The 17,371-nt window shown below is 68.9% G+C and carries 24 protein-coding genes; 17 read left to right on the top strand and 7 right to left on the bottom strand.

The annotated features are described in order from the left end of the window. Positions 1 to 4 precede the first annotated feature (4 nt). The 3 genes from ABGB08_RS03490 to ABGB08_RS03500 form a co-directional block, all read right to left on the bottom strand. Entirely contained in the window at positions 5 to 184 is a 180-nt protein-coding gene (locus ABGB08_RS03490; protein ID WP_155342806.1) for a hypothetical protein, read from the bottom strand. A gap of 49 nt (positions 185 to 233) precedes the next feature. Next, positions 234 to 1,217 carry a radical SAM protein gene (locus tag ABGB08_RS03495; RefSeq protein WP_347586139.1) on the bottom strand — a complete coding sequence of 328 codons (984 nt, stop codon included), beginning with the start codon at positions 1,215 to 1,217 and terminating at the stop codon, positions 234 to 236. A gap of 148 nt (positions 1,218 to 1,365) precedes the next feature. Next, a complete protein-coding gene (locus ABGB08_RS03500) occupies positions 1,366 to 2,508 on the bottom strand; it encodes an NAD(P)/FAD-dependent oxidoreductase (RefSeq protein WP_347586141.1) in 1,143 nt (380 codons plus the stop codon). A gap of 77 nt (positions 2,509 to 2,585) precedes the next feature. On the opposite strand from ABGB08_RS03500, the gene ABGB08_RS03505 reads away from it, so the two are divergent. The 5 genes from ABGB08_RS03505 (at position 2,586) to ABGB08_RS03525 (ending at position 5,893) form a co-directional block, all read left to right on the top strand. Further along, on the top strand, positions 2,586 to 3,026 hold the full coding sequence (locus ABGB08_RS03505; protein WP_347586143.1) for a MarR family winged helix-turn-helix transcriptional regulator: 441 nt from the start codon (positions 2,586 to 2,588) through the stop codon (positions 3,024 to 3,026). A gap of 54 nt (positions 3,027 to 3,080) precedes the next feature. After that, complete coding sequence (locus tag ABGB08_RS03510; RefSeq protein WP_347586431.1) at positions 3,081 to 3,743, top strand: HEAT repeat domain-containing protein; 663 nt, start codon at positions 3,081 to 3,083, stop codon at positions 3,741 to 3,743. 6 nt (positions 3,744 to 3,749) lie between these two features. Beyond that, complete coding sequence (locus ABGB08_RS03515; RefSeq protein WP_347586145.1) at positions 3,750 to 4,754, top strand: HEAT repeat domain-containing protein; 1,005 nt, start codon at positions 3,750 to 3,752, stop codon at positions 4,752 to 4,754. A 126-nt stretch (positions 4,755 to 4,880) separates the two neighbouring features. After that, positions 4,881 to 5,204: a multidrug efflux SMR transporter gene (locus ABGB08_RS03520; protein ID WP_155355948.1), complete on the top strand. Its 324-nt coding sequence runs from the start codon at positions 4,881 to 4,883 to the stop codon at positions 5,202 to 5,204. Then, on the top strand, positions 5,201 to 5,893 hold the full coding sequence (locus tag ABGB08_RS03525; protein ID WP_347586148.1) for a TetR family transcriptional regulator: 693 nt from the start codon (positions 5,201 to 5,203) through the stop codon (positions 5,891 to 5,893). Before ABGB08_RS03520 ends, ABGB08_RS03525 begins: the two co-directional genes overlap by 4 nt. An 18-nt stretch (positions 5,894 to 5,911) precedes the next feature. Here ABGB08_RS03525 and ABGB08_RS03530 read toward each other — a convergent pair whose 3' ends face one another. Continuing rightward, on the bottom strand, positions 5,912 to 6,136 hold the full coding sequence (locus ABGB08_RS03530) for a hypothetical protein (RefSeq protein ID WP_347586150.1): 225 nt from the start codon (positions 6,134 to 6,136) through the stop codon (positions 5,912 to 5,914). A 101-nt stretch (positions 6,137 to 6,237) separates the two neighbouring features. Between ABGB08_RS03530 and ABGB08_RS03535 the strand changes: the two genes are divergently transcribed. From ABGB08_RS03535 to ABGB08_RS03560, 6 genes are all read left to right on the top strand, one after another. Then, positions 6,238 to 6,471, top strand: coding sequence for a hypothetical protein (locus ABGB08_RS03535; RefSeq protein ID WP_347586152.1), 234 nt, complete (start codon positions 6,238 to 6,240; stop codon positions 6,469 to 6,471). Further along, positions 6,468 to 6,950: a Clp protease N-terminal domain-containing protein gene (locus tag ABGB08_RS03540; protein ID WP_347586154.1), complete on the top strand. Its 483-nt coding sequence runs from the start codon at positions 6,468 to 6,470 to the stop codon at positions 6,948 to 6,950. The genes ABGB08_RS03535 and ABGB08_RS03540 overlap by 4 nt, the downstream gene beginning before the upstream one ends. Positions 6,951 to 7,203: 253 nt before the next feature. Continuing rightward, positions 7,204 to 8,106: an ABC transporter ATP-binding protein gene (locus tag ABGB08_RS03545; protein ID WP_347586156.1), complete on the top strand. Its 903-nt coding sequence runs from the start codon at positions 7,204 to 7,206 to the stop codon at positions 8,104 to 8,106. Continuing rightward, entirely contained in the window at positions 8,103 to 8,948 is an 846-nt protein-coding gene (locus tag ABGB08_RS03550; RefSeq protein ID WP_347586158.1) for an ABC transporter permease, read from the top strand. The genes ABGB08_RS03545 and ABGB08_RS03550 overlap by 4 nt, the downstream gene beginning before the upstream one ends. 177 nt (positions 8,949 to 9,125) lie before the next feature. After that, complete coding sequence (locus ABGB08_RS03555) at positions 9,126 to 9,575, top strand: hypothetical protein (RefSeq protein ID WP_155355957.1); 450 nt, start codon at positions 9,126 to 9,128, stop codon at positions 9,573 to 9,575. A gap of 92 nt (positions 9,576 to 9,667) precedes the next feature. After that, entirely contained in the window at positions 9,668 to 9,985 is a 318-nt protein-coding gene (locus tag ABGB08_RS03560; RefSeq protein WP_347586161.1) for a DUF952 domain-containing protein, read from the top strand. 191 nt (positions 9,986 to 10,176) lie between these two features. Here ABGB08_RS03560 and ABGB08_RS03565 read toward each other — a convergent pair whose 3' ends face one another. Beyond that, positions 10,177 to 10,917 carry a DUF2786 domain-containing protein gene (locus ABGB08_RS03565; RefSeq protein ID WP_347586163.1) on the bottom strand — a complete coding sequence of 247 codons (741 nt, stop codon included), beginning with the start codon at positions 10,915 to 10,917 and terminating at the stop codon, positions 10,177 to 10,179. An 81-nt stretch (positions 10,918 to 10,998) separates the two neighbouring features. On the opposite strand from ABGB08_RS03565, the gene ABGB08_RS03570 reads away from it, so the two are divergent. The 3 genes from ABGB08_RS03570 to ABGB08_RS03580 all read left to right on the top strand — a co-directional run bounded on the left by ABGB08_RS03570 (position 10,999) and on the right by ABGB08_RS03580 (position 12,966). Continuing rightward, complete coding sequence (locus ABGB08_RS03570; RefSeq protein ID WP_347586165.1) at positions 10,999 to 12,003, top strand: phosphotransferase; 1,005 nt, start codon at positions 10,999 to 11,001, stop codon at positions 12,001 to 12,003. A gap of 120 nt (positions 12,004 to 12,123) precedes the next feature. After that, a complete protein-coding gene (locus ABGB08_RS03575; RefSeq protein ID WP_347586167.1) occupies positions 12,124 to 12,519 on the top strand; it encodes a DUF3224 domain-containing protein in 396 nt (131 codons plus the stop codon). A gap of 120 nt (positions 12,520 to 12,639) precedes the next feature. Next, the gene (locus ABGB08_RS03580) at positions 12,640 to 12,966 is read left to right on the top strand and encodes a hypothetical protein (RefSeq protein WP_347586169.1); all 327 of its coding nucleotides are present in this window, start codon (positions 12,640 to 12,642) and stop codon (positions 12,964 to 12,966) included. Positions 12,967 to 13,304: 338 nt separating this feature from the next. Here the strand turns inward: ABGB08_RS03580 and ABGB08_RS03585 are convergent, their stop codons facing one another. Further along, positions 13,305 to 13,520: a crosslink repair DNA glycosylase YcaQ family protein gene (locus ABGB08_RS03585; protein ID WP_347586171.1), complete on the bottom strand. Its 216-nt coding sequence runs from the start codon at positions 13,518 to 13,520 to the stop codon at positions 13,305 to 13,307. Positions 13,521 to 13,589: 69 nt separating this feature from the next. Here ABGB08_RS03585 and ABGB08_RS03590 point away from each other — a divergent pair, with 69 nt between their 5' ends. From ABGB08_RS03590 to ABGB08_RS03600, 3 genes are all read left to right on the top strand, one after another. After that, the gene (locus tag ABGB08_RS03590) at positions 13,590 to 14,039 is read left to right on the top strand and encodes a hypothetical protein (RefSeq protein ID WP_347586174.1); all 450 of its coding nucleotides are present in this window, start codon (positions 13,590 to 13,592) and stop codon (positions 14,037 to 14,039) included. Between the two features lie 103 nt (positions 14,040 to 14,142). Further along, complete coding sequence (locus tag ABGB08_RS03595; protein ID WP_347586176.1) at positions 14,143 to 14,538, top strand: hypothetical protein; 396 nt, start codon at positions 14,143 to 14,145, stop codon at positions 14,536 to 14,538. Positions 14,539 to 15,130: 592 nt separating this feature from the next. After that, on the top strand, positions 15,131 to 15,559 hold the full coding sequence (locus tag ABGB08_RS03600; RefSeq protein ID WP_347586178.1) for a hypothetical protein: 429 nt from the start codon (positions 15,131 to 15,133) through the stop codon (positions 15,557 to 15,559). Positions 15,560 to 16,095: 536 nt separating this feature from the next. On the opposite strand, the gene ABGB08_RS03605 is transcribed toward ABGB08_RS03600, so the two are convergent. Further along, on the bottom strand, positions 16,096 to 17,331 hold the full coding sequence (locus ABGB08_RS03605) for an iron-containing alcohol dehydrogenase (protein ID WP_347586180.1): 1,236 nt from the start codon (positions 17,329 to 17,331) through the stop codon (positions 16,096 to 16,098). Positions 17,332 to 17,371 lie beyond the last annotated feature (40 nt).

The raw sequence follows: 17,371 nt of genomic DNA on the forward strand, positions 1-17,371 counted from the left end.
CGTTCTAGTGCACGCCCAGTTTCATCAGCAGGAACGCGCCGATGAACTTCACCACGACCAGGCCGATCACGATCAGGAAGACGATGAGGGCGGGCTTGTGCTCGAAGTGCTTGCCCTCCTTCAGCGGCGGCCGCTTGGCGACCCGCTCGGCGATGCGCTCCTCGATGGGCTTACGGTTGAACATGCTTTAACCGTACAGGGCGGGGCCCCCGGGTCCGCCACGAGCCCAGGGTTCACACCAGCGACAGCTGGCGGGCGGGGGAGCGGCGCCGCTTCCACCCGCGGGCGGAACGCCCGATCCCGTACGTCTCCGCCAGCACCGCCACCTGCGCCGCGATGCCCGCCCGATACTCCGGCGGCGCGGCGGGCGACTTGCCGTACAGGGCGGCGTAGCGGGGGACCAGGCCGGGCTGCTCGCGCTCCAGCCACGCCATGAACCACTCCCGCGCCCCCGGCGGCAGCCGCAGCACCACCGGCGTGACCGCCACCGCCCCGGCCTCGGCCGCCCGCCGGACCGTGGCCCGCAGATGGTCGGCCGAATCGGTGATCAACGGCAGGATCGGCGCCATCAGCACCTCGCACGGCACGCCGCCGTCGTTGAGCGCCGCGCACACCTCCAGCCGCCGCTGCGCCCCCGCCGCGCCCGGCTCCAGACCGCGCCGGATCTTCTCGTCCACGAAGCCGACCGACACCGCCGCCCGCGCCCGGGTGAGCTTGCCCGCCTCCCGCAGCTCCGGCGCGTCCCGCAGGATGAGCGGGCTCTTGGTCAGCACCGTGAACGGATTGCCCGCCTCGGCCAGCGCCCGGATGATCTGCGGCATCAGCCGGTAGGTCTCCTCCGCGGGCTGGTAGCAGTCCCCGGTCAAGCCCAAGGCCACCGGGTCGCCCTGCCAGCGTGGCGAGGCCAGCTCCCGGCGCAGCCGGTCGGCCAGATTCGTCTTCACCACGACCCGCGAGTCGAAATCGTCGCCCGCGTCCAGGCCGAGATAGCGGTGCCCGCGCCGGCCCGCGCAGTACCGGCATCCCGCCTGGCAGCCCCGGTAGGGGCTGGCCGCCCACCCGAACGGCAGTTCCGCCGCTGCGGGAACCCGCTCCAGCGCCACCTTCGCCGCCACCTCATAGCAGGTCAGACCGCCGAACTCCCGGGTCACCGCCTGCCGCTCGATCCGCGGCCGCTGTGGGCCCCCGTCCAGCAGGGGGAGAGCATCCCATGGCATAGAGATCAGTAGAACACGCATTCGACCGCGTCCGCCACCTGTTCCCGCAAACCCCGGGTGGAACGGGATGGAACGCCCCGCCCGCGGAGGCCGATCTTCGATTGGCCGAGCCCGACCCGACGGCCGCGTCCTGGGCACCGCTACGGCGTCACCGGCGCCGGGGAGCGAAGGGGTGGTCGCGGGAGGCGGCGACCGCCTCGAAGGCGTAGGCGAACATCTCTCGTTCGTACCGCGCCACCGCCGCGGCCAGGCCGCCGGGGCCTGCGGCCGTGATCTCGGCGGCCAGCAGGGCGGCGTCCTTCAACGCGATGTTCGCGCCCTCGCCGCGGCCCGGCGACATCGTGTGCGCGGCGTCGCCGAGCAGGGTCACGCCCGGGGCCCGCCACGGCGGGAATGGGAGCGCTGAGCGCAGGCGCACCGCGAACGTGGCCGCCACGTCGGCTTCCGCCACGACGCGGCGTACCGCCGGGTGCCAGCCGCCGACCATCTCGGCGGCCAGCCGGTGCAGTTCCTCGGGACGGGCGCCGGTGGGCGGTCCGTCCGGCCAGCCGTCGACCGTCCAGGCCAGATAGTCGGGAATGTCGGTCAGGCCGGGGCCCGCAGCGGGGGTGTGGCGGCGGCAGGTGGCCACCGACATCGCGCCCGCCGGGCCGGTGACCCGGTTGAAGCTGTCCAGCAGCACCTCGGGCAGCCAGGCGAGCAGGTCGGGGGTGATCGTGGTCCGGCCGTACACGAAACCGCCGAGATCCTCCAGTTCCGCGTGCGGCGCGATGATCCGCCGCACGGCCGAGCCGGTGCCGTCGGCGCCCACCAGGAGATCTCCGGTGGCGGTGGAGCCGTCGGCGAAGCGGGCCAGGACGCGGCCGTCGGCGGTGCGGTCGAAGGACTCGAAGGCGGCGCCGAAGCGCACGTCGCCGCCGAGGCCGGACAGCAGGATCTCGCGTAGGGTCAGCCGGTTGACGCCCAGGTGTTCCTCCGGCGGCAGCGCCGGGATGGGTTTGCCGAACCGGGGTGTCAGCCGCTCGTCGGTGAAGGTCATCGTGGTGGCCGGGCGGATTGAGGTGGCCAGGCACAGCGCGTACAGCTCGGGGGGAAGGCAGGAGCGCAGGGCCTGCACGCCCGCGGACTTGAGGGTGATCCGGTAGCCCTGCCCGCGGCAGGCGGAGGACGGGTCGGCTTCGAAGACGGTCACGCCGACACCGGCCCGGCGCAGGCCCTGAGCCAGGCACAGGCCGCCGATCCCGGCGCCGGCCACCAGTACGCGGGAGTCGACGTGGGGGGCATCGTTCATGGCCGCGAAGCTAGCACTTAGCTGTCGCGACAGCAAATGTCGGAGCAGTTAATTCGAGGGCAGCTACCATGACGACCATGGACGCCACCCCTGACCCCGCACCCCCGTTCGACCTCGTCCTCGCGGGCGGCGCCCAGCTCACGCAGGTCGCCCGCGACCTGCGCACCGCCCTCGACGACGACCTCGCCCCCTTCGACGTCACCTCCCAGCAGGCCGCCCTCCTCATGCACGCCGCCGGCAACACCCCCAACCGCCTCGCCGCCCTCCTCGGCACCGACACCGCCGGCATGACCCGCCTCCTGGACCGCCTCGAAGCCAAGAACCTCATCCGCCGCCGGCGCAACCCCGCCGACCGCCGCTCCATCGTCATCGAACTCACCGCGGCAGGCCGCGCCCTCCTCCCCAAGATCGCCCCCAGCTTCGGCCGCGCCAACACCCGCCTGCTCCGCGGCTTCACCACCACCGAGATCACCCAGCTCCTCACCATGCTCAGCCGCATGCGCGACAACCTCGCTTGACCTTGACACGGTGACAAGGTCTTCACTGTTGCCGAGGAGGTGGTCCCGATGGCCATGCCGAAACAGGACACGGATACGATTCGAGCTTTGCAGGGGCTGGAGGACAGCAGCTCGTCAGTACGGCTGCGGGCAGCGCTGGCGGTCGGCACGACCCCTGACCCGCGGTTCATCGGCAAGCTCATCGAACGATGCGCGATCGAGCCCGAATTCTATGTGCGCGACATGCTGACGTGGGCACTCACTCGCCACTCGGCGTCGATGACGGTCCCAGAGCTGCTCAAGGAAGTCCGCTCGGAGCGTGCGCAGGCACGAAGCCAGGCACTGCACACGCTGTCCAAGATCGGGGATCGGCAAGCGTGGCCGGCGATCACACGGGCGCTGCTGTCCGACGCCGACGACGAGGTGGCGCGGAGCGCTTGGCGGGCAGCGGTCGTGCTCGTGCCCGAAGGGGAAGAGCCCGAGTTGGCCGCGGCGTTGTCGACACAGCTCGGGCGCGGCGGACGGGAGATGCAGCTGAGCCTCAGCCGGGCGCTGATCGCGCTCGGCGAGGTGATCGTGCCGACGCTGCGCGCCGCGATGACGGATCTCGACCCAGGGGTGCGCGCGCACGCGATCGCCACGGAACGGCTGTTGCGCGACCCGGACGCCGCGTTCGGGTTCGCGATCGAGGAGGCGAAGCGCGTCGTGGCCCTCGGCAACACCGGCAAGGAGGAGTGATGGGCAGTGTTGATCGGTGAGGTGGCACGGCGGGCCGGGGTCAGCGCCCGCATGCTCAGGCATTACGACTCGCTCGGCCTGGTGCGGCCAACGGGTCGCAGCGATGCCGGCTATCGCGAGTACTCCAGCGAGGACATCCGGCGGATCTTCCATATCGAGAGCCTGCGGTCATTGGGACTGTCGCTGCGTGAAGTCAGGCGCGCGTTCGATGATCCCGACTTCACGCCCTCAGAGCTCGTCGAGGACCTCATCCGCCAGACGCGAGAACGCATCGCGGCGGAGACCGAGCTGCTCACGCGACTGCGCCGGATCGGTGCCGCGGAACCCGCAGGCTGGGAGGACGTCCTCCAGATCGTCGCGCTCCTCCAGGCGTTGGGGTCAAAGAGCGCCGGCAAGCGCCAGCGCGCGGCCTTGTCCTCGGTCGAAGAGGTTCCGGTGCCAGTGGAAGCACTGGTCGAGGCAGCGCTGAGCGAGACGGACCCGAACGTCGCCGGAGCCCTTCGATGGGCTTTGGCGCAATCGGGCGATGACGGATTGGCGCTGCTGGCGGAGGGCCTCGGCTCGCCAGCGGCCGAGGTGCGCAAACGTGCCGTCCAGTCCATCGCCGAGATTCCGAGCGGTGAGGCGACCGCGCTGCTGCGGGACGCCCTCGCGAGCCCCGACATCGTGGTCCGCAGGTATGCGGCTCTGGCGCTCGGGGCACGTGGAGTGGCCGACGCGGTCCCGACGCTCATCGATATGGTCGTCGAGGGGACGAATGACGTCGACGCGGCCGATGCGCTGAGCGCGCTGGCGAGTCCTCCCGCGTTGGCGGATCAGATCGCTGCCAGCCTCGTTGATCGCCTCGCCCACGGCACCGTTGAATCGTCTGCCCGTCGACGGCTGACCCAGGCGCTCGCGGACATCCCGGGAACCACAGCGTCACGAGCCCTCGCGGATCTGTCACATGACGAAGACCGCGCCGTCGCGCTTACCGCGGCATACATTCTCGGGATACGCGACGCACGATAACGGATCTTTCCTTGGATGCTGTGTGCCCTGGCAAGGGGGCCGTCTGCTCGTCATGGGGGCTTTAGCGATCGGCGCATCCGGACGGTCGGCTAAACTGGGACAAGCGTACCGTTTTGAGGAGATGTCATGGCGTGGATCCTGCTGGGCTGCGCGATCGTATCCGAGGTCCTGGCCACCACCGCGCTCAAACTCAGTGATGGATTCGCCCACAAGGGCTGGGCTGTGCTCGTTGTCATCGGCTACGTCGCCTCTTTCGTCCTGCTGTCGCAGGCGCTCAAGCTGCAGATGCCCGTCGGCGTCGCGTACGCGGTCTGGGCCGGCATCGGCACGGCCGCCGTCGCCGCGATCGGCACGCTGTTCCTCGACGAATCCATGAACCTCGCCAAAGCCGGTGGAATCCTGCTCATCATCGGCGGCGTCGTGCTCATCAACCTCACCGGATCCCATTGACCAGCCACCCACAACCCAGCCCTTTCCAGGCCGGGACCTCTCAGCCTGGCTCTTCTCAGGCTGGCCATGGGCGTTCCGTACCGGCGGGGGAGGGGCCCAGCGAGCCTGCCACCAGTGCCCGCCACGCGTCCGGAAAGGCCATTCAGAAGCGCGCCCAGGCACGGCGCGACGCTCTGCTGGACGCCGCCGTCGCCCTTCTGGAAGACGGAGGATTTCCCGCCGTCACCCATCGCGCGGTCGCCCACCAGGCCGGTGTTCCCCTCGCCGCCACCACCTACTACTTCGACTCCCGCGACCAGCTCGTCGCCCACGCCTTCACCCGGCTCGTCGAGTGTGAACTCGCCGCCACCGGCGCCATCCTCAGCGGTCCCGGCTCGCTCGTAGACCGGCTCACCGCCCTGGTCGGACAGGACCGGGCCCGCCAGCTCGGCCTGTGGGAGCTCTACGTCCACGCCGGGCGCGACCCCGTCCTCCAGGCCATCGCCCGCACCTGGACCGACGGCTGCGACGCCGCCCTCGCCACCGCCCTGCGCCGCGACCGCTACCCGCACAGCCCCGCCGACGTCCGCTTCCTGGCCACCCTGCTGTCCGGCCTCTGGATCGAAACCACCGTCGAAGCCCGCCCGGGAACAGCCGCCCACGACACCCTCACCCGAGCCCTCAACACCCTCCGCGCCACCAAGACCTAGCAGCAGAATTCGGCGATGTCAGTGGGCGGCTCCGAGCTCGATGAGCAGGACGCCGCCGATGACCAGGGCGATGCCGAGGCCTGTCGTCGCGGTGAGCGGGTCGCCGAAGGTGACCGTCGCCAGGACGTCGGTGGCGGCGGCCATCCAGTAGCCGTCGGCCAGGAGCCGCGCGGCCGTGAGCCTGCCCCTGGCCTGCCCCGGCAGATCGTCGGGCAGATCCAGCCACGGCTCGAAGTGGCGCACCCAGGCCGCGGTGAGGGCATCGCGATACAGGGCGTCGAAATCCGCTCTGGCTAAGCAATCTAGGTTGACTATTGCCTGATTAGTCAACTACGGTTGCTTACATGTCGGCGGAAGGCGTACCTGTTCCCCAGGACCCCAGCGATGCCCTGGCGGCGGTGGTGGCGCTGCGGCGCCTTGCCGATCAGTTGGAGGACGCTGCCGTGGAGCAGGCCATGCGGTCGGGTTGGAGCTGGCCGGAGGTCGCCGAAGCGCTCGGCGTCACCCGGCAGGCGGTCCACAAGAAGCACGCCAAGCGGCTCATCGCCGGGGGCGTCGCGCTGAGGAGACGACAGTGAGCGCAATCGATCACTACATCAACGCGGTCATCGTGCGGGGAACGGCCGAGGCGCAGGAGGACGGCTCCGCGGCGGTGGAGGCCCACCATCTCCTGCTGGCGATCGCCTCTCTTGAGGACACGGCCGCACACCGCGTCCTGACCTCGGCGAGCCTCGGCCGCCAGACCATCAGGGAGGCGCTGGGGCAGGAGTTCGAGCACAGCCTGAACGCGGTCGGGGTGTCCCTTGCCTCCTTCGACCTCCCGCGGCCCAGCCGCGATCCCAAGCACTCGCCGAAGGTCGGCCCCTCGGCCAGGCTGGCGCTCGAACGCGGCTTCGCCGCTGCCACCGGCAAGAAGGACCTGCGGCCCGCGCATCTGCTGCTCGGCGTCCTGGACACCGAGATCGGCACCGTACCCCGCGCGCTCGTCTTGGCCGGGGTCGACCGGGTGGGCCTGATGGCACGCGCCCGCGAGACGCTCGCCCGCGAGAGCTGGTAATCGTCCCACCGATTACATCCCGGCCGGCCACGGCCGCCCTGGCAGACATGCCGTCCGGTTTCTCCTCCTAAGCACGGCCAGACGACCTTTGAGCCGCCTGATTCTCCGTCGCTATCCCCATATGTCCCGGCCCTTGCCACGGCCGCCCACCCCGCGATGCGGTCCTGTCGGTTTCGGGCCGTGATGCGTCATGCCCTCGCGACAAGCATGCGTTCCGGCGCGAGGGCGTCCGCCCACAAAGAGAGGTCACTTCATGACGACGAGCGAGAAGGTCGTGCTCCACGTCGACGGGCTGCGCATGCGATACGGCTCGGTCGACGTCCTGCACGACGTCACATTCGAGGCCCGCACCGGCGAGGTGCTGGCCCTGCTGGGCCCGAACGGCGCGGGCAAGACGACCACGATCGAGATCCTGGAGGGCTTCCGCACCCGCTCGCAGGGCCGGGTCGAGGTACTCGGCGCCGACCCCGCGCACGGCGACGAGCGATGGCGGGCCCGGCTCGGGGTCGTCCTGCAGTCCTGGCGCGACCACGGCAAATGGCGCGTCCGCGAGTTCCTGGCCCACCTCGGCACCTACTACGCCGCTTACTCCACCCCCGAAATCCAGCGGCCCTGGGACCCCGACGAACTGCTCGAGGCGGTCGGCCTGACCGAGCACGCCGGCAAGAAGATCAGGACACTGTCGGGCGGGCAGCGGCGCAGGCTGGACGTGGCGATCGGCCTCGCGGGCCGGCCCGAGCTGCTGTTCCTCGACGAGCCGACCGCCGCCTTCGACCCGCAGGCCAGGCACGAGTTCCACGACCTCGTACGGGCCATGGCCGCCGCCGGCGAGACCACCATCCTGCTCACCACCCACGACCTGGACGAGGCCGAGAAGCTCGCCGACCGCATCCTGGTCCTGAACGGCGGACGGATCATCGCCGACGGCACCGCAGCCGAGCTGGCGCGGCGCATCACCGGCGAGGACGAGGTGCGCTGGCTGCGCGATGGACAGCGCTTCGTCGAGAAGACCGCCGACTCGACCACGTTCGCCCGCGACCTGTTCGCCCGCCACGGCGACGACATCCAGGAGCTCGAGGTCCACCGGGCCTCGCTGGAGCAGACCTACCTCGCCCTGGTCCGCCAGGCCGAATCGACCCCGGAGGTCACCCGATGAATCCCGCCACGATCGCGCTGCGCGCGGGCTGGTCCCGCGGCCTGATCGAGCTACGGCAGTCGTTCACCAACGGTGCCGAGCTGTTCTCGCACTTCCTGTGGCCCGGGCTGATGGTGGCCACCATGTTCTTCATCCGGGACACGTCGTTCGGATCCAGCGGCCTTCTGCTGGGCACCCTGGCCCTGCCGAGCATCCTCGGCATGAACGCCTCGATCGGCGTGATCAGCATGAGCCAGCAGCTCACCGCCGATCGCGAGGACGGCACTCTGCTGCGGGCCAAGGCGACCCCGCACGGGATGCCCGCCTACCTCATCGGCAAGGTGATCTCGATCTCCGGCGGCCTGCTGGCCGACCTGGTGATCTTCCTCGTGCCCGCCATGCTTCTCGTCGACGGCCTGGAGATCGGCCCCGGATCCTGGCCGACCCTGGCCTGGGTGCTGGCACTGGGCCTGGTCGCGACCCTGCCCATCGGCGCGGTCCTGGGCTCGGTCTTCACCAGCGCACGCGCCCAGGGACTGATCCAGCTGCCGTACCTCGCCCTGATCGGGATCTCCGGCATCTTCTACCCGATCACCGCGCTGCCCGAATGGCTGCAGGGGATCGCCCAGATCTTCCCGATCTACTGGATGGGCCTCGGCATGCGCTCGGCCCTCCTGCCGGACTCGGCGGTCGCCATCGAGATCGGCGAATCCTGGCGGCACCTGGAGACCGTCGGCGTACTGGGCACCTGGGCGGTGCTGGGCCTGCTCGTGGCACCGGTCGTACTGCGGCGGATGGCACGCGGCGAGTCGGGCTCCAGCGTGGCCGCGCGCCGCGAGCGCGCCATGCAGCGGATCGGATGACGTCAGGACCCTCACGCGCCGGCACGCGGCTTCATGCTCAGGACCGAACTTGGCTGGTTGTGGCGCGACCCCACCGAAATCGGGCGGTCCCGCGGGTCAGCATGCCCGAGCAGGGTCAGGGGCCGGTCAGGGACTTCCCCGATGCGACGAAAGCGAGCGGACAAACAGGCTGAAGGCATGAACGAACCCACACGACGCGAGGAGACATTACTGGCGGGTGCCGCGCTTCGCGGCGCTCCCTGGAAGACCGCGGCCGTGGCCGGGGGAGCCGTCACGACGACCAGCCTGCTGCTGGGACTGGCCATCGGGTCGGTCGACCTGAGCGGGGCGCTCTACGTGGGCATCACCTTGTTCTCGCTGATCTCGGGGATCGGGGCGATCTCCAAGCCGGACCGGGGGGACCAGGTCACCCAGCAGACCCGGCGCTGGTCACTCCAGCACCCGTGGCGCTTCGCGCTCTACCCGGCCGCCGGTTCGACCTTCCTGATGTACCCGGTGCAGCTCATCCTTGCCCGCGAAGGCGCCTTCGAGGCTGCCTGGGACGCGGCCTGGGGCGGCGCCATGATATATCTGATCACCGCACTACTCGCCCTCTCCATGCGCGGCCGCGCCTTGAAGGGCCACTAGACATAGAACATCCGCACCCAGATCTATGCCTGGTACGGCACGAGCAGCCCTCCGTCAATTCGCACCGCGGACCGCACGCTAAAGTCCACGCCATGATTCTCCACCTGGCCCTCGCCTCCGACTGGGCCCACGCTCAGACCAGCGGCCACTACCGTGTCTCCACCCTCGGCCGCACCCTCGAACAGGAAGGCTTCATCCACGCCTCCGCCGATCTCGCCCAAGCCCAAGGCGTCGCCGCCCGCTACTACACGACCGTCACCGAACCCCTGCTTCTCCTCCACATCCAGGAAGACCTCCTCGGCTGCCCCGTCAAACACGAAACCCCCACCGGCAGCGACGAAACCTTCCCGCACATCTACGGCCCCATCCCCGTCACCGCGGTCACCGCCGTCACCCCATTCCAGCCCTGACCACTCATTTCGATTACCGGCGAAGCAGAGGCCAGCACCGCCGCGCCTTCCCACGGAGCTGACGGGCCGACACCGGTTGCCTTCGGCCAACGGACGAGTCGCGGTCGACATGCACTTCGCAGAGGACACACATCGACGTAAATAGGTTGGGGGAGGAGCGCGGGGTTCGCCGGGCAGTCAGGATGCCCTGATCACGCGGTATCCGGACCGATCAACCCCGCCGGCCGCTGGGAACCCACGCGTGGGGCCTCCAAATCCGCTTGGTCGCCCGCGGCCCGCCCGTCCTCCCAGCCCGACCAATCCCGTAACCGCCGCCGCGCCCCACGCCGCACCCGCGGGAACATCTCCTCATACACCCGGCTCACCTGCGCCCGCCGATCCACCAGAACCAGCTCCGCCGACCGGCCGCCCGCCGTGCTCGCCGCGCTGTCGGCGGCCGCCCGGCGCTCCGCCTCACCCAGCCGTTCGCACACCCGATGCACGAACCCCGCCATCCAGCTCTTCCGGAAACTCACCGTCGCCAGCCCCTCCGGCACCCGCACTCGCAACACCCCCGACCCCATCTGCAGGCACAACGATGTGAACAGCAGCTCCACCACCGCCAGATCCGACCCGAACCCCACCACGCGCACCACCGACTCCCGCCCCGACCGCCAGTAGATCGCCCGGCACCGCAACGCCGCCGCCACCCCCGCCAGCAGCGCCCGCCGATCCGCCTGATACGGATTACCGACCGTGACCGTCAGCTGCCCCACTTCATCGGCCACCACCCCGGCGTCGGCCAGCATCGCCTGCTCGATCCCGTACGCGGCCATCACGGCATACGCCTTCTCCAGATACACCGCCGCCTCGGTCGGATCCGTGCCCGGATGCTCGGCCACCGCCAGCAGCTTCCGCACCAACTCCAGCTTCCGCTCCGGAATGCCAGTCACCCCGCACACCTCCTCCCGCCGACGACCATAGACTACGAACAGTGACTGACAATCCGCCCCCGCTGCCCTGGCCCCCCCGCCTTGTACGACACCCTCGGCACCCCCGCCAACCCCCAGCGGCTCGGCAGCAGCCCACGCTCCCGCGTCTGGCGCATCGAACTCCACGGCCAGCCCGCCATCGTCAAACAGATCATCGGCGGCCCCGAGCCCGGCCTCGACAACATGGACGCGGGGGAGCGGCACACCCGCGAGGCCACCGCCCTGCGCCTGGCGGCCCGCGCCCACCCCCCGGTCGCCCCGGCTCTGATCGCCAGCGATCCCGCCCACCGCCTCCTCGTCCTGGAACAGCTGCCCAACCGGCGCACCGGCGCCTGGCCCATCCGCTACGCCGAGACCCTGGCCCGCCTGCACGCCGTCACCACCCCGGCCGACACCGGCGCCCTTCCACCCTGGCACGGCCCCACCCCGGCCGACGCGGACGCCTTCCTCGCCCTGGCCGCCGCCCTCGGCATCGCCGTACGTGCCGACGCCGAAACCGAACTCGCCGATTTGCTCGACCGGCTCGACCCCACTGGCCACCACGATCTCATCCACGGCGACCCCTGCCCTGGCAACGACCGCCACACCCCGACGGGCACCCGCCTGCTCGACTTCGAAGCCGCCGCCCTGGGCAACGGCCTGGCCGAACTCGCCTACCTCCGCATCGGGCTGCCCACCTGCTGGAACGCCACCGCCCTGCCCGCTTCTCTCGTCGACGAAGCCGAAACCGCCTACCTGACCACACGCGGCCTGACCGGCGGCAGGAAAGCCCTGCTGGATGCCTGCGCCGGATGGCTCATCCGCGGCGACGCCCTCGTCGAACGCGCCCACCGCGGCCAGACCGACCACCTCGCCCGGCTCACCGGCGAAAACTGGCATTGGGGCGCCGTCTCCGCCCGTGATCGCCTCACCCACCGGCTCACCGTGGCCGCCGCCTTCGAACACATGCCCGCCTTCGCCCACCTCTGCCAGAAGATGCACCAGCACGCCACCACCCTCTGGCCGAACCTGCGCCCCCTCCCGTCCCGGCTGATCACCTGGGTGTGAGCGCCGCAGCGACGTACGGAAGAAACCGCGAACGGGACACCGTCACGGCTCCGGCCTTTGCGGGGGAGTAGGTCCCGATACCTGACAGGAAGTGGCAGTCACCTCTGCCACGCTGGGCCCATGCACGCAACCGGAAGCTTCGAGATCACCGCCTGGGAAACCCTCGCCACCGACGAGCGTGAGGGCGCCAGCATCGGCCGCAACCGCCTCACCAAAACCTTCCACGGGGACATCACCGGCACCAGCGTCACCGAACTACTCACGGTCGGGACCGCGTCCGGGCCCGCCGCGTACACCGGAATCGAGCACCTCGAAGGCGTCCTCAACGGCCGGAAAGGCACCTTCGTCCTGCGGCACAACGGCGGTGCCGACGGCGAACGGCCCTGGCTCACCTGGATCATCGTCGACACCTCCGGGACCGGAGAACTCACCGGCATCCACGGACAAGGCCAGATCGCCGTCGACGAGCAGGGCAAGCACACCTTCACCCTCGATTACCAGCTGCCCGGCACGTGACCGGGGGAGCGACCCCAATCCTTGATCAACAATCACCCAAACGGCGGCCCGCCGCCGGGCCTCCCGCCGCGATCGGAACAACGCTGACCACAGCAATCCCGATCAACGCGAAAGTTCACGATGAAACACACGCTCCTCGCCCTGTCGGTCGCCGTCTGCACCGCACTACCCGCCACCGCGCACGCCGCGGCCATCCCGCCGCCACCACCCATCCCGGCAGTGAAAGCGCCTCCGGCCATCTCCGCGATCCCCAAGCCCAAACCGCCGGTACCGCCGACATCGGTACCGCCCCCGCCCAAGCCGATCCTGCCCGCCGCCGACCAGGAGGAGCCCGACGCGCTCGCGATCCTCATCGCCGACGTCATCAGGGAACTCAGCGGAGCCGTCAAGGCCAAGATCGCCGAGAAACTCACCGAACTCAAAAACAAGCTCGTCCTCGTCCCATAACCAGCGCCCGCCGAGCACGCCCGGCTCCTCCCCGATCCGCACCCGCGGAACCGGGGGAGGAGCTCCTCCACTCGGAGGACCCGGCGGGTGGATCGGTTTCCGCGACCAACTCAGGCACCGGCGCCGGGCTGTTCCCGCGCCCGCGAGGCCAGGGGAGCAGACCCGGGCATCTCAGGGAGACCAGCCGCGACACCCATGAGACTTGCGTCGCACGACCGTGAATCTCCCCCCTAGGCTGTACGGACCAAATCGAGTGAGACAACCGGCAAACTGGACCAGATTCAGTGAGACAAAAGCGCGTTCTGGACCAGATGCATAAGAATCACACGGGCGGAGGGTCAGTAGGTGTCGAACTCGACGTCCACGGACGACGCACCTCGCAATGGCGCGACCTGTTCAGCCTCATCCCGTAGCGACTTCTTGTCCCGATCCGGCAGCGAGCCGAACGTCTTGATGGTGATGGTCAGCTTCCGGCCGCTCTTGCGTGGACGCCACGTGCCGGTGATTTTGCCGCGGACGACGCAGCCAACCTGGGAGCCCTGCCACCCCCACAAAAGGGTTGCTACTTGACATAATGTTCATTATCGAGCAACTGGTGAACGTGGAAATACTACGATCAAGGTATGTTTGGCATCGGAATCACCGAGCTCGTCGTCCTTCTCGTCGTCATCGTCGTGATCGTGATCATCGCCGGTGTCATCGTCCTTGCCGTCCGCGCCGGAGGCCGCCCCAGCGCCACCCTCGCATGGCGCACCCCCGGATTCCTCCCGCCCGTACCCGAACACATCCAAGGCCGCATCCGCGAACTCGCCGCCGAAGGCCGCAAAATTGACGCCATCCGCCTCCTCCGCCAGGAAACCGGCCTCCGCCTCAAGGAGGCCAAAACCATCACCGAAGCCATCGCCGCGGGCCGCTTCGTGCCCACCCCACCCGACCGTCCCGGCGCCGCCGACCTCGCCACCCGCGTCCTCGAACTCAAAGCCGCCGGCAACACCGAACAAGCCATCCATCTCGTACGCGGCGAAACCGGCATGAGCCACGAACAAGCCGAAGCCTTCGTCTCCCTCATCTGAACGCAGCCGGTCCGGCCTAACGCCACCCGCTCCCGCCGCTCGACCGGCATCGACCCCGACGACTCCCGCCGAGCCATCCCGAATGCAGAGGACCCGGCCCGCTATGACCAAGTACGTGATCGGTCCTGACGTGGCCCTTCGCCTGGCCCGCGACGAAGCGGTGATCCCCGACGAGCACCAGCTCCTGGCCCCGACACTCCTTCGCTCGCAGCTGCTCTCCCTGCTCTACCAAGCGGTACGCCACGGTGAGATGACCAAGAAGGACGCCGATCGCCAGCTCAATTACGTACGCGCGCTACGGATTCGGCTACTCGGAGACCGCGTCCTTCAGAACGTCGCCTGGAAGATCGCCGACGAGCTCGGATGGCCCGACACGCTCGACGCCGAGTACGTCGCACTGACCCGGCTCCAAGCCGACGCGCTCATCACCCTCGACGCGAAGCTCGCCCACGCCGTGAAGCACCTAGTGACGATCGCGCCCATCGAAGCGCTGTCCTGAAAGCTGCTCGTGTCCGCGCTGGCGGATATGCCCATCTCGTCGTAGTGGTACAAGGTGCGTACGGTGACCGCCGCGAACGCGGCCACCTGCCCCACCGAATAGCCCATCCCGGCCCTCTTCCCCCTTTTCGTTCCCTTCCAGGGTGCGGGCTCCCGTTACGTGAGGGTCAACTCGCTGCGCGAATAGGCACAAAACTAGCCATACCAGACAGAAGGTGAATTCTGTCTGGTATGGGACGAAAGCTGCTTCAAAGGAGGCTCGACGGCGCCTCCTTTGAAGCAGCTTTCGTCCCCGTCTCACCGAATCTGGCTCCAAGGCGCAAGTTGTCTCACTGCATCTTGTTCATCCGGCATAGACTCTGGTTTCATTACGCGACGTGACCACTATGTGACACCATGGGCGGTTCGTGGCGATTTGCCAGAGGCAACGGGCCGGTAAGCGTGGCGACCTTCGTCTGCTCCCGGAAAGGCGAGCACGGCATCGGCCACATCACCTCCTGCCAGGCGCTCTGTCGTAATCCTGGTTCTGCAAGTCGAAGGACCGCATTGGCCAGGACCTGTCGACCGCTCGCGAGCGTGGGCGAGCCGCTTGGATGCGGATCAGCCGCTCGTTTGAGGAATTGGGCGGCACCTACCGGTTCGCCTCGTATCACGCGGACTTCTACAACACTGTCAGGCGGCACAGCGCCAACGACGGCCTGTCGCCCATCACATTCAAACGTCATGATCGAGAAGAGGAAAGCCTCATCGGCCCTGCTGAGGACCGCTGTGGCAGAGGACCGTCTCCACGGTTTCAAGGAGACAGAGCTCTTACCGGTCCTCTCCCCCGCCGACGACGTCAGCAGGTTCGGATCTTACCCAGCGGCATGGCCCGGCGCTTCATCACGTCAAAGGTCCAGCGTGATCCGGATACGCCCTTCCGTTTCCGCCGCGCACCCACACCGCCGAGCCTGCCCGAAGCTGTTTGGATCAACGAGCCCGCACAGGAGGAAGAAAACTCCGATACAGAACAAGCAGCCTGATACGTCTCATTCGGTTTGACATCTGCCGTGACGGCCAGGAGGGAATCGCTCCCCCACCGACGAAGCGTGCAAAACGATCCTCGGTCGGGTTACCGCAGGCGAGGGCGTTAGATTCGTGATGGTGTTTGTAGGACAGAGCGATCAAGCAGTGCCGGCACCAGGGAGTCGTTCGGCGCAAGGAGAGTCCAGCGTGACTGAGGAATCGGTGACGGCAGTCACGCTGCCTGGCGGCCGGTGGAGTCGCCCGTGTCGGCATGTCCGTTCGCAGGCCCGCGACCGCTTCCTCCTGGTCGGGGCCGGGAGCAGATGCGATCACGATTCGGTTGTTCACTCGCGTTGATCTATCCGCAGTGGAATGATGACGTTATGTCACCGCGTGGAGCGAGGTGGGCCGGTGGGGTTGTGGCCGTGGCCGGCCTGGTGGGCGCGCAGCCGTGCGCCAGGCCTGGGAATGGGCGGCTCCCATCAAGGCGTAGCCGACAATTCCGATACCCAGGGTGGGGCAGGGAACTCGTCGTCATGTGAAAGGCCCGTCACTATCTCTGCTCCGGAGTCAGGACGTGTCGGGTCCGGTCCCCGATCCAGGCCGCTTCGAGGATCGCGGTCAGGCTGGCGGTGTCGGTCGGGCCTGGATGGTTCTGGATCAAGCGGGTGACGCCACTGGCCATCTGCGCGAAGCGCGGGAGGTCGGCGCGTGCCACGCCGATGTCCGCCAAGGTGGTAGGGATGCCGATGTCGGCAAGGAGCCCGTCGAGCCAGGTGAGGAACGTATCTGCGGCCTCGGCGTCCGAGGCGTCGGTCACGTCGAGCCCGCACACCCCGGCGAGGATGGCCAACCGGTCGCCGATGGCATCCCTGGCCGCGTCCATCGCGTAGGGCAGCAGCAGCCCGACGCCCAGGCCGTGCGGTGTGTGGGTGGCTGCGCCGATGGGGTACTGGAGGGCGTGCGGAGCCGCGTTGCCTGCGTGGGAAAATGCGAGCCCGGCTAGCATGGACCCATAGGACATGTCCGCGCGCGCGTCCTTGTCGCCTCCGTCCCTGACGACACGGGGCAAGCTGCGGGCGATCCGCTCCGCAGCCAGGAGCGCGTAGTGATCGGTGATCGAGTTGCGGCCGAGGAAGACCTGCTCCACCGGGTCGCGCGGTCCGTGGGCCCGGGGTCGCGCGGTGTAGCTCTCCACCGCGTGACAAAACGCGTCGATGCCGGAGTGGGCAGTGACGGTCGCAGGGCAGGTGTAGGTGAGCTCGGGGTCGACGATGGCGAAGTCGGGCACGATGTGGACGCTGGAGACCCCCACCTTCAGCTCGCGGTCCGGGTCGGTCAACACCGAGACGGGGGTGAGCTCGGAGCCGGTGCCTGACGTCGTCGGGACCGCGATGAGAGGAATCGTCGGCCCCGGCACCTTCGACTCGCCGTAGAAGTCGCGCGGCGTCCCACCGTGGCGCCGGATGACGCCGACGATTTTGGCGAGGTCGATCACCGTGCCGCCGCCGATGGCGAGGATTACGTCGGCGTCCACCTCTGCGGCGACCGAGACGGCCAGGGCGACATCGGCGAGTGGCACGTCCGGAGTCGCGTCGGCAAACACCCCGACGACTTCGACCTTCTCCCGCACGGCGGCCACGATCTCGGCCACGCCCGGCTGCCCCAGAAGAACCCGGTCGGTCACGATGAGGACTCGCGAGCCACACTCGGCCACCACTCGTGGGATGTTCTGCGCGACCCCTTCGCCCACTATCAGCTGGCGTGGTCCGCGGACGGTCTCAAGCATGTCAGTGCCTCTCTGGAACGTCGGCGGTGATTTGCTGGGC

Source organism: Acrocarpospora sp. B8E8, from assembly GCF_039871605.1.
GTDB classification, from domain to species: domain Bacteria; phylum Actinomycetota; class Actinomycetes; order Streptosporangiales; family Streptosporangiaceae; genus Acrocarpospora; species Acrocarpospora macrocephala.

Bases quoted from the DNA above. Each gene is read 5' to 3' on its own strand.
- ABGB08_RS03490 (WP_155342806.1), bottom strand. From the start codon at position 184: ATGTTCAACCGTAAGCCCATCGAGGAGCGCATCGCCGAGCGGGTCGCC.
- ABGB08_RS03495 (WP_347586139.1), bottom strand. From the start codon at position 1,217: ATGCCATGGGATGCTCTCCCCCTGCTGGACGGGGGCCCACAGCGGCCG.
- ABGB08_RS03500 (WP_347586141.1), bottom strand. From the start codon at position 2,508: ATGAACGATGCCCCCCACGTCGACTCCCGCGTACTGGTGGCCGGCGCC.
- ABGB08_RS03505 (WP_347586143.1), top strand. From the start codon at position 2,586: ATGGACGCCACCCCTGACCCCGCACCCCCGTTCGACCTCGTCCTCGCG.
- ABGB08_RS03510 (WP_347586431.1), top strand. From the start codon at position 3,081: ATGCCGAAACAGGACACGGATACGATTCGAGCTTTGCAGGGGCTGGAG.
- ABGB08_RS03520 (WP_155355948.1), top strand. From the start codon at position 4,881: ATGGCGTGGATCCTGCTGGGCTGCGCGATCGTATCCGAGGTCCTGGCC.
- ABGB08_RS03535 (WP_347586152.1), top strand. From the start codon at position 6,238: ATGTCGGCGGAAGGCGTACCTGTTCCCCAGGACCCCAGCGATGCCCTG.
- ABGB08_RS03545 (WP_347586156.1), top strand. From the start codon at position 7,204: ATGACGACGAGCGAGAAGGTCGTGCTCCACGTCGACGGGCTGCGCATG.
- ABGB08_RS03550 (WP_347586158.1), top strand. From the start codon at position 8,103: ATGAATCCCGCCACGATCGCGCTGCGCGCGGGCTGGTCCCGCGGCCTG.
- ABGB08_RS03555 (WP_155355957.1), top strand. From the start codon at position 9,126: ATGAACGAACCCACACGACGCGAGGAGACATTACTGGCGGGTGCCGCG.
- ABGB08_RS03560 (WP_347586161.1), top strand. From the start codon at position 9,668: ATGATTCTCCACCTGGCCCTCGCCTCCGACTGGGCCCACGCTCAGACC.
- ABGB08_RS03575 (WP_347586167.1), top strand. From the start codon at position 12,124: ATGCACGCAACCGGAAGCTTCGAGATCACCGCCTGGGAAACCCTCGCC.
- ABGB08_RS03580 (WP_347586169.1), top strand. From the start codon at position 12,640: ATGAAACACACGCTCCTCGCCCTGTCGGTCGCCGTCTGCACCGCACTA.
- ABGB08_RS03590 (WP_347586174.1), top strand. From the start codon at position 13,590: ATGTTTGGCATCGGAATCACCGAGCTCGTCGTCCTTCTCGTCGTCATC.
- ABGB08_RS03595 (WP_347586176.1), top strand. From the start codon at position 14,143: ATGACCAAGTACGTGATCGGTCCTGACGTGGCCCTTCGCCTGGCCCGC.
- ABGB08_RS03600 (WP_347586178.1), top strand. From the start codon at position 15,131: ATGCGGATCAGCCGCTCGTTTGAGGAATTGGGCGGCACCTACCGGTTC.
- ABGB08_RS03605 (WP_347586180.1), bottom strand. From the start codon at position 17,331: ATGCTTGAGACCGTCCGCGGACCACGCCAGCTGATAGTGGGCGAAGGG.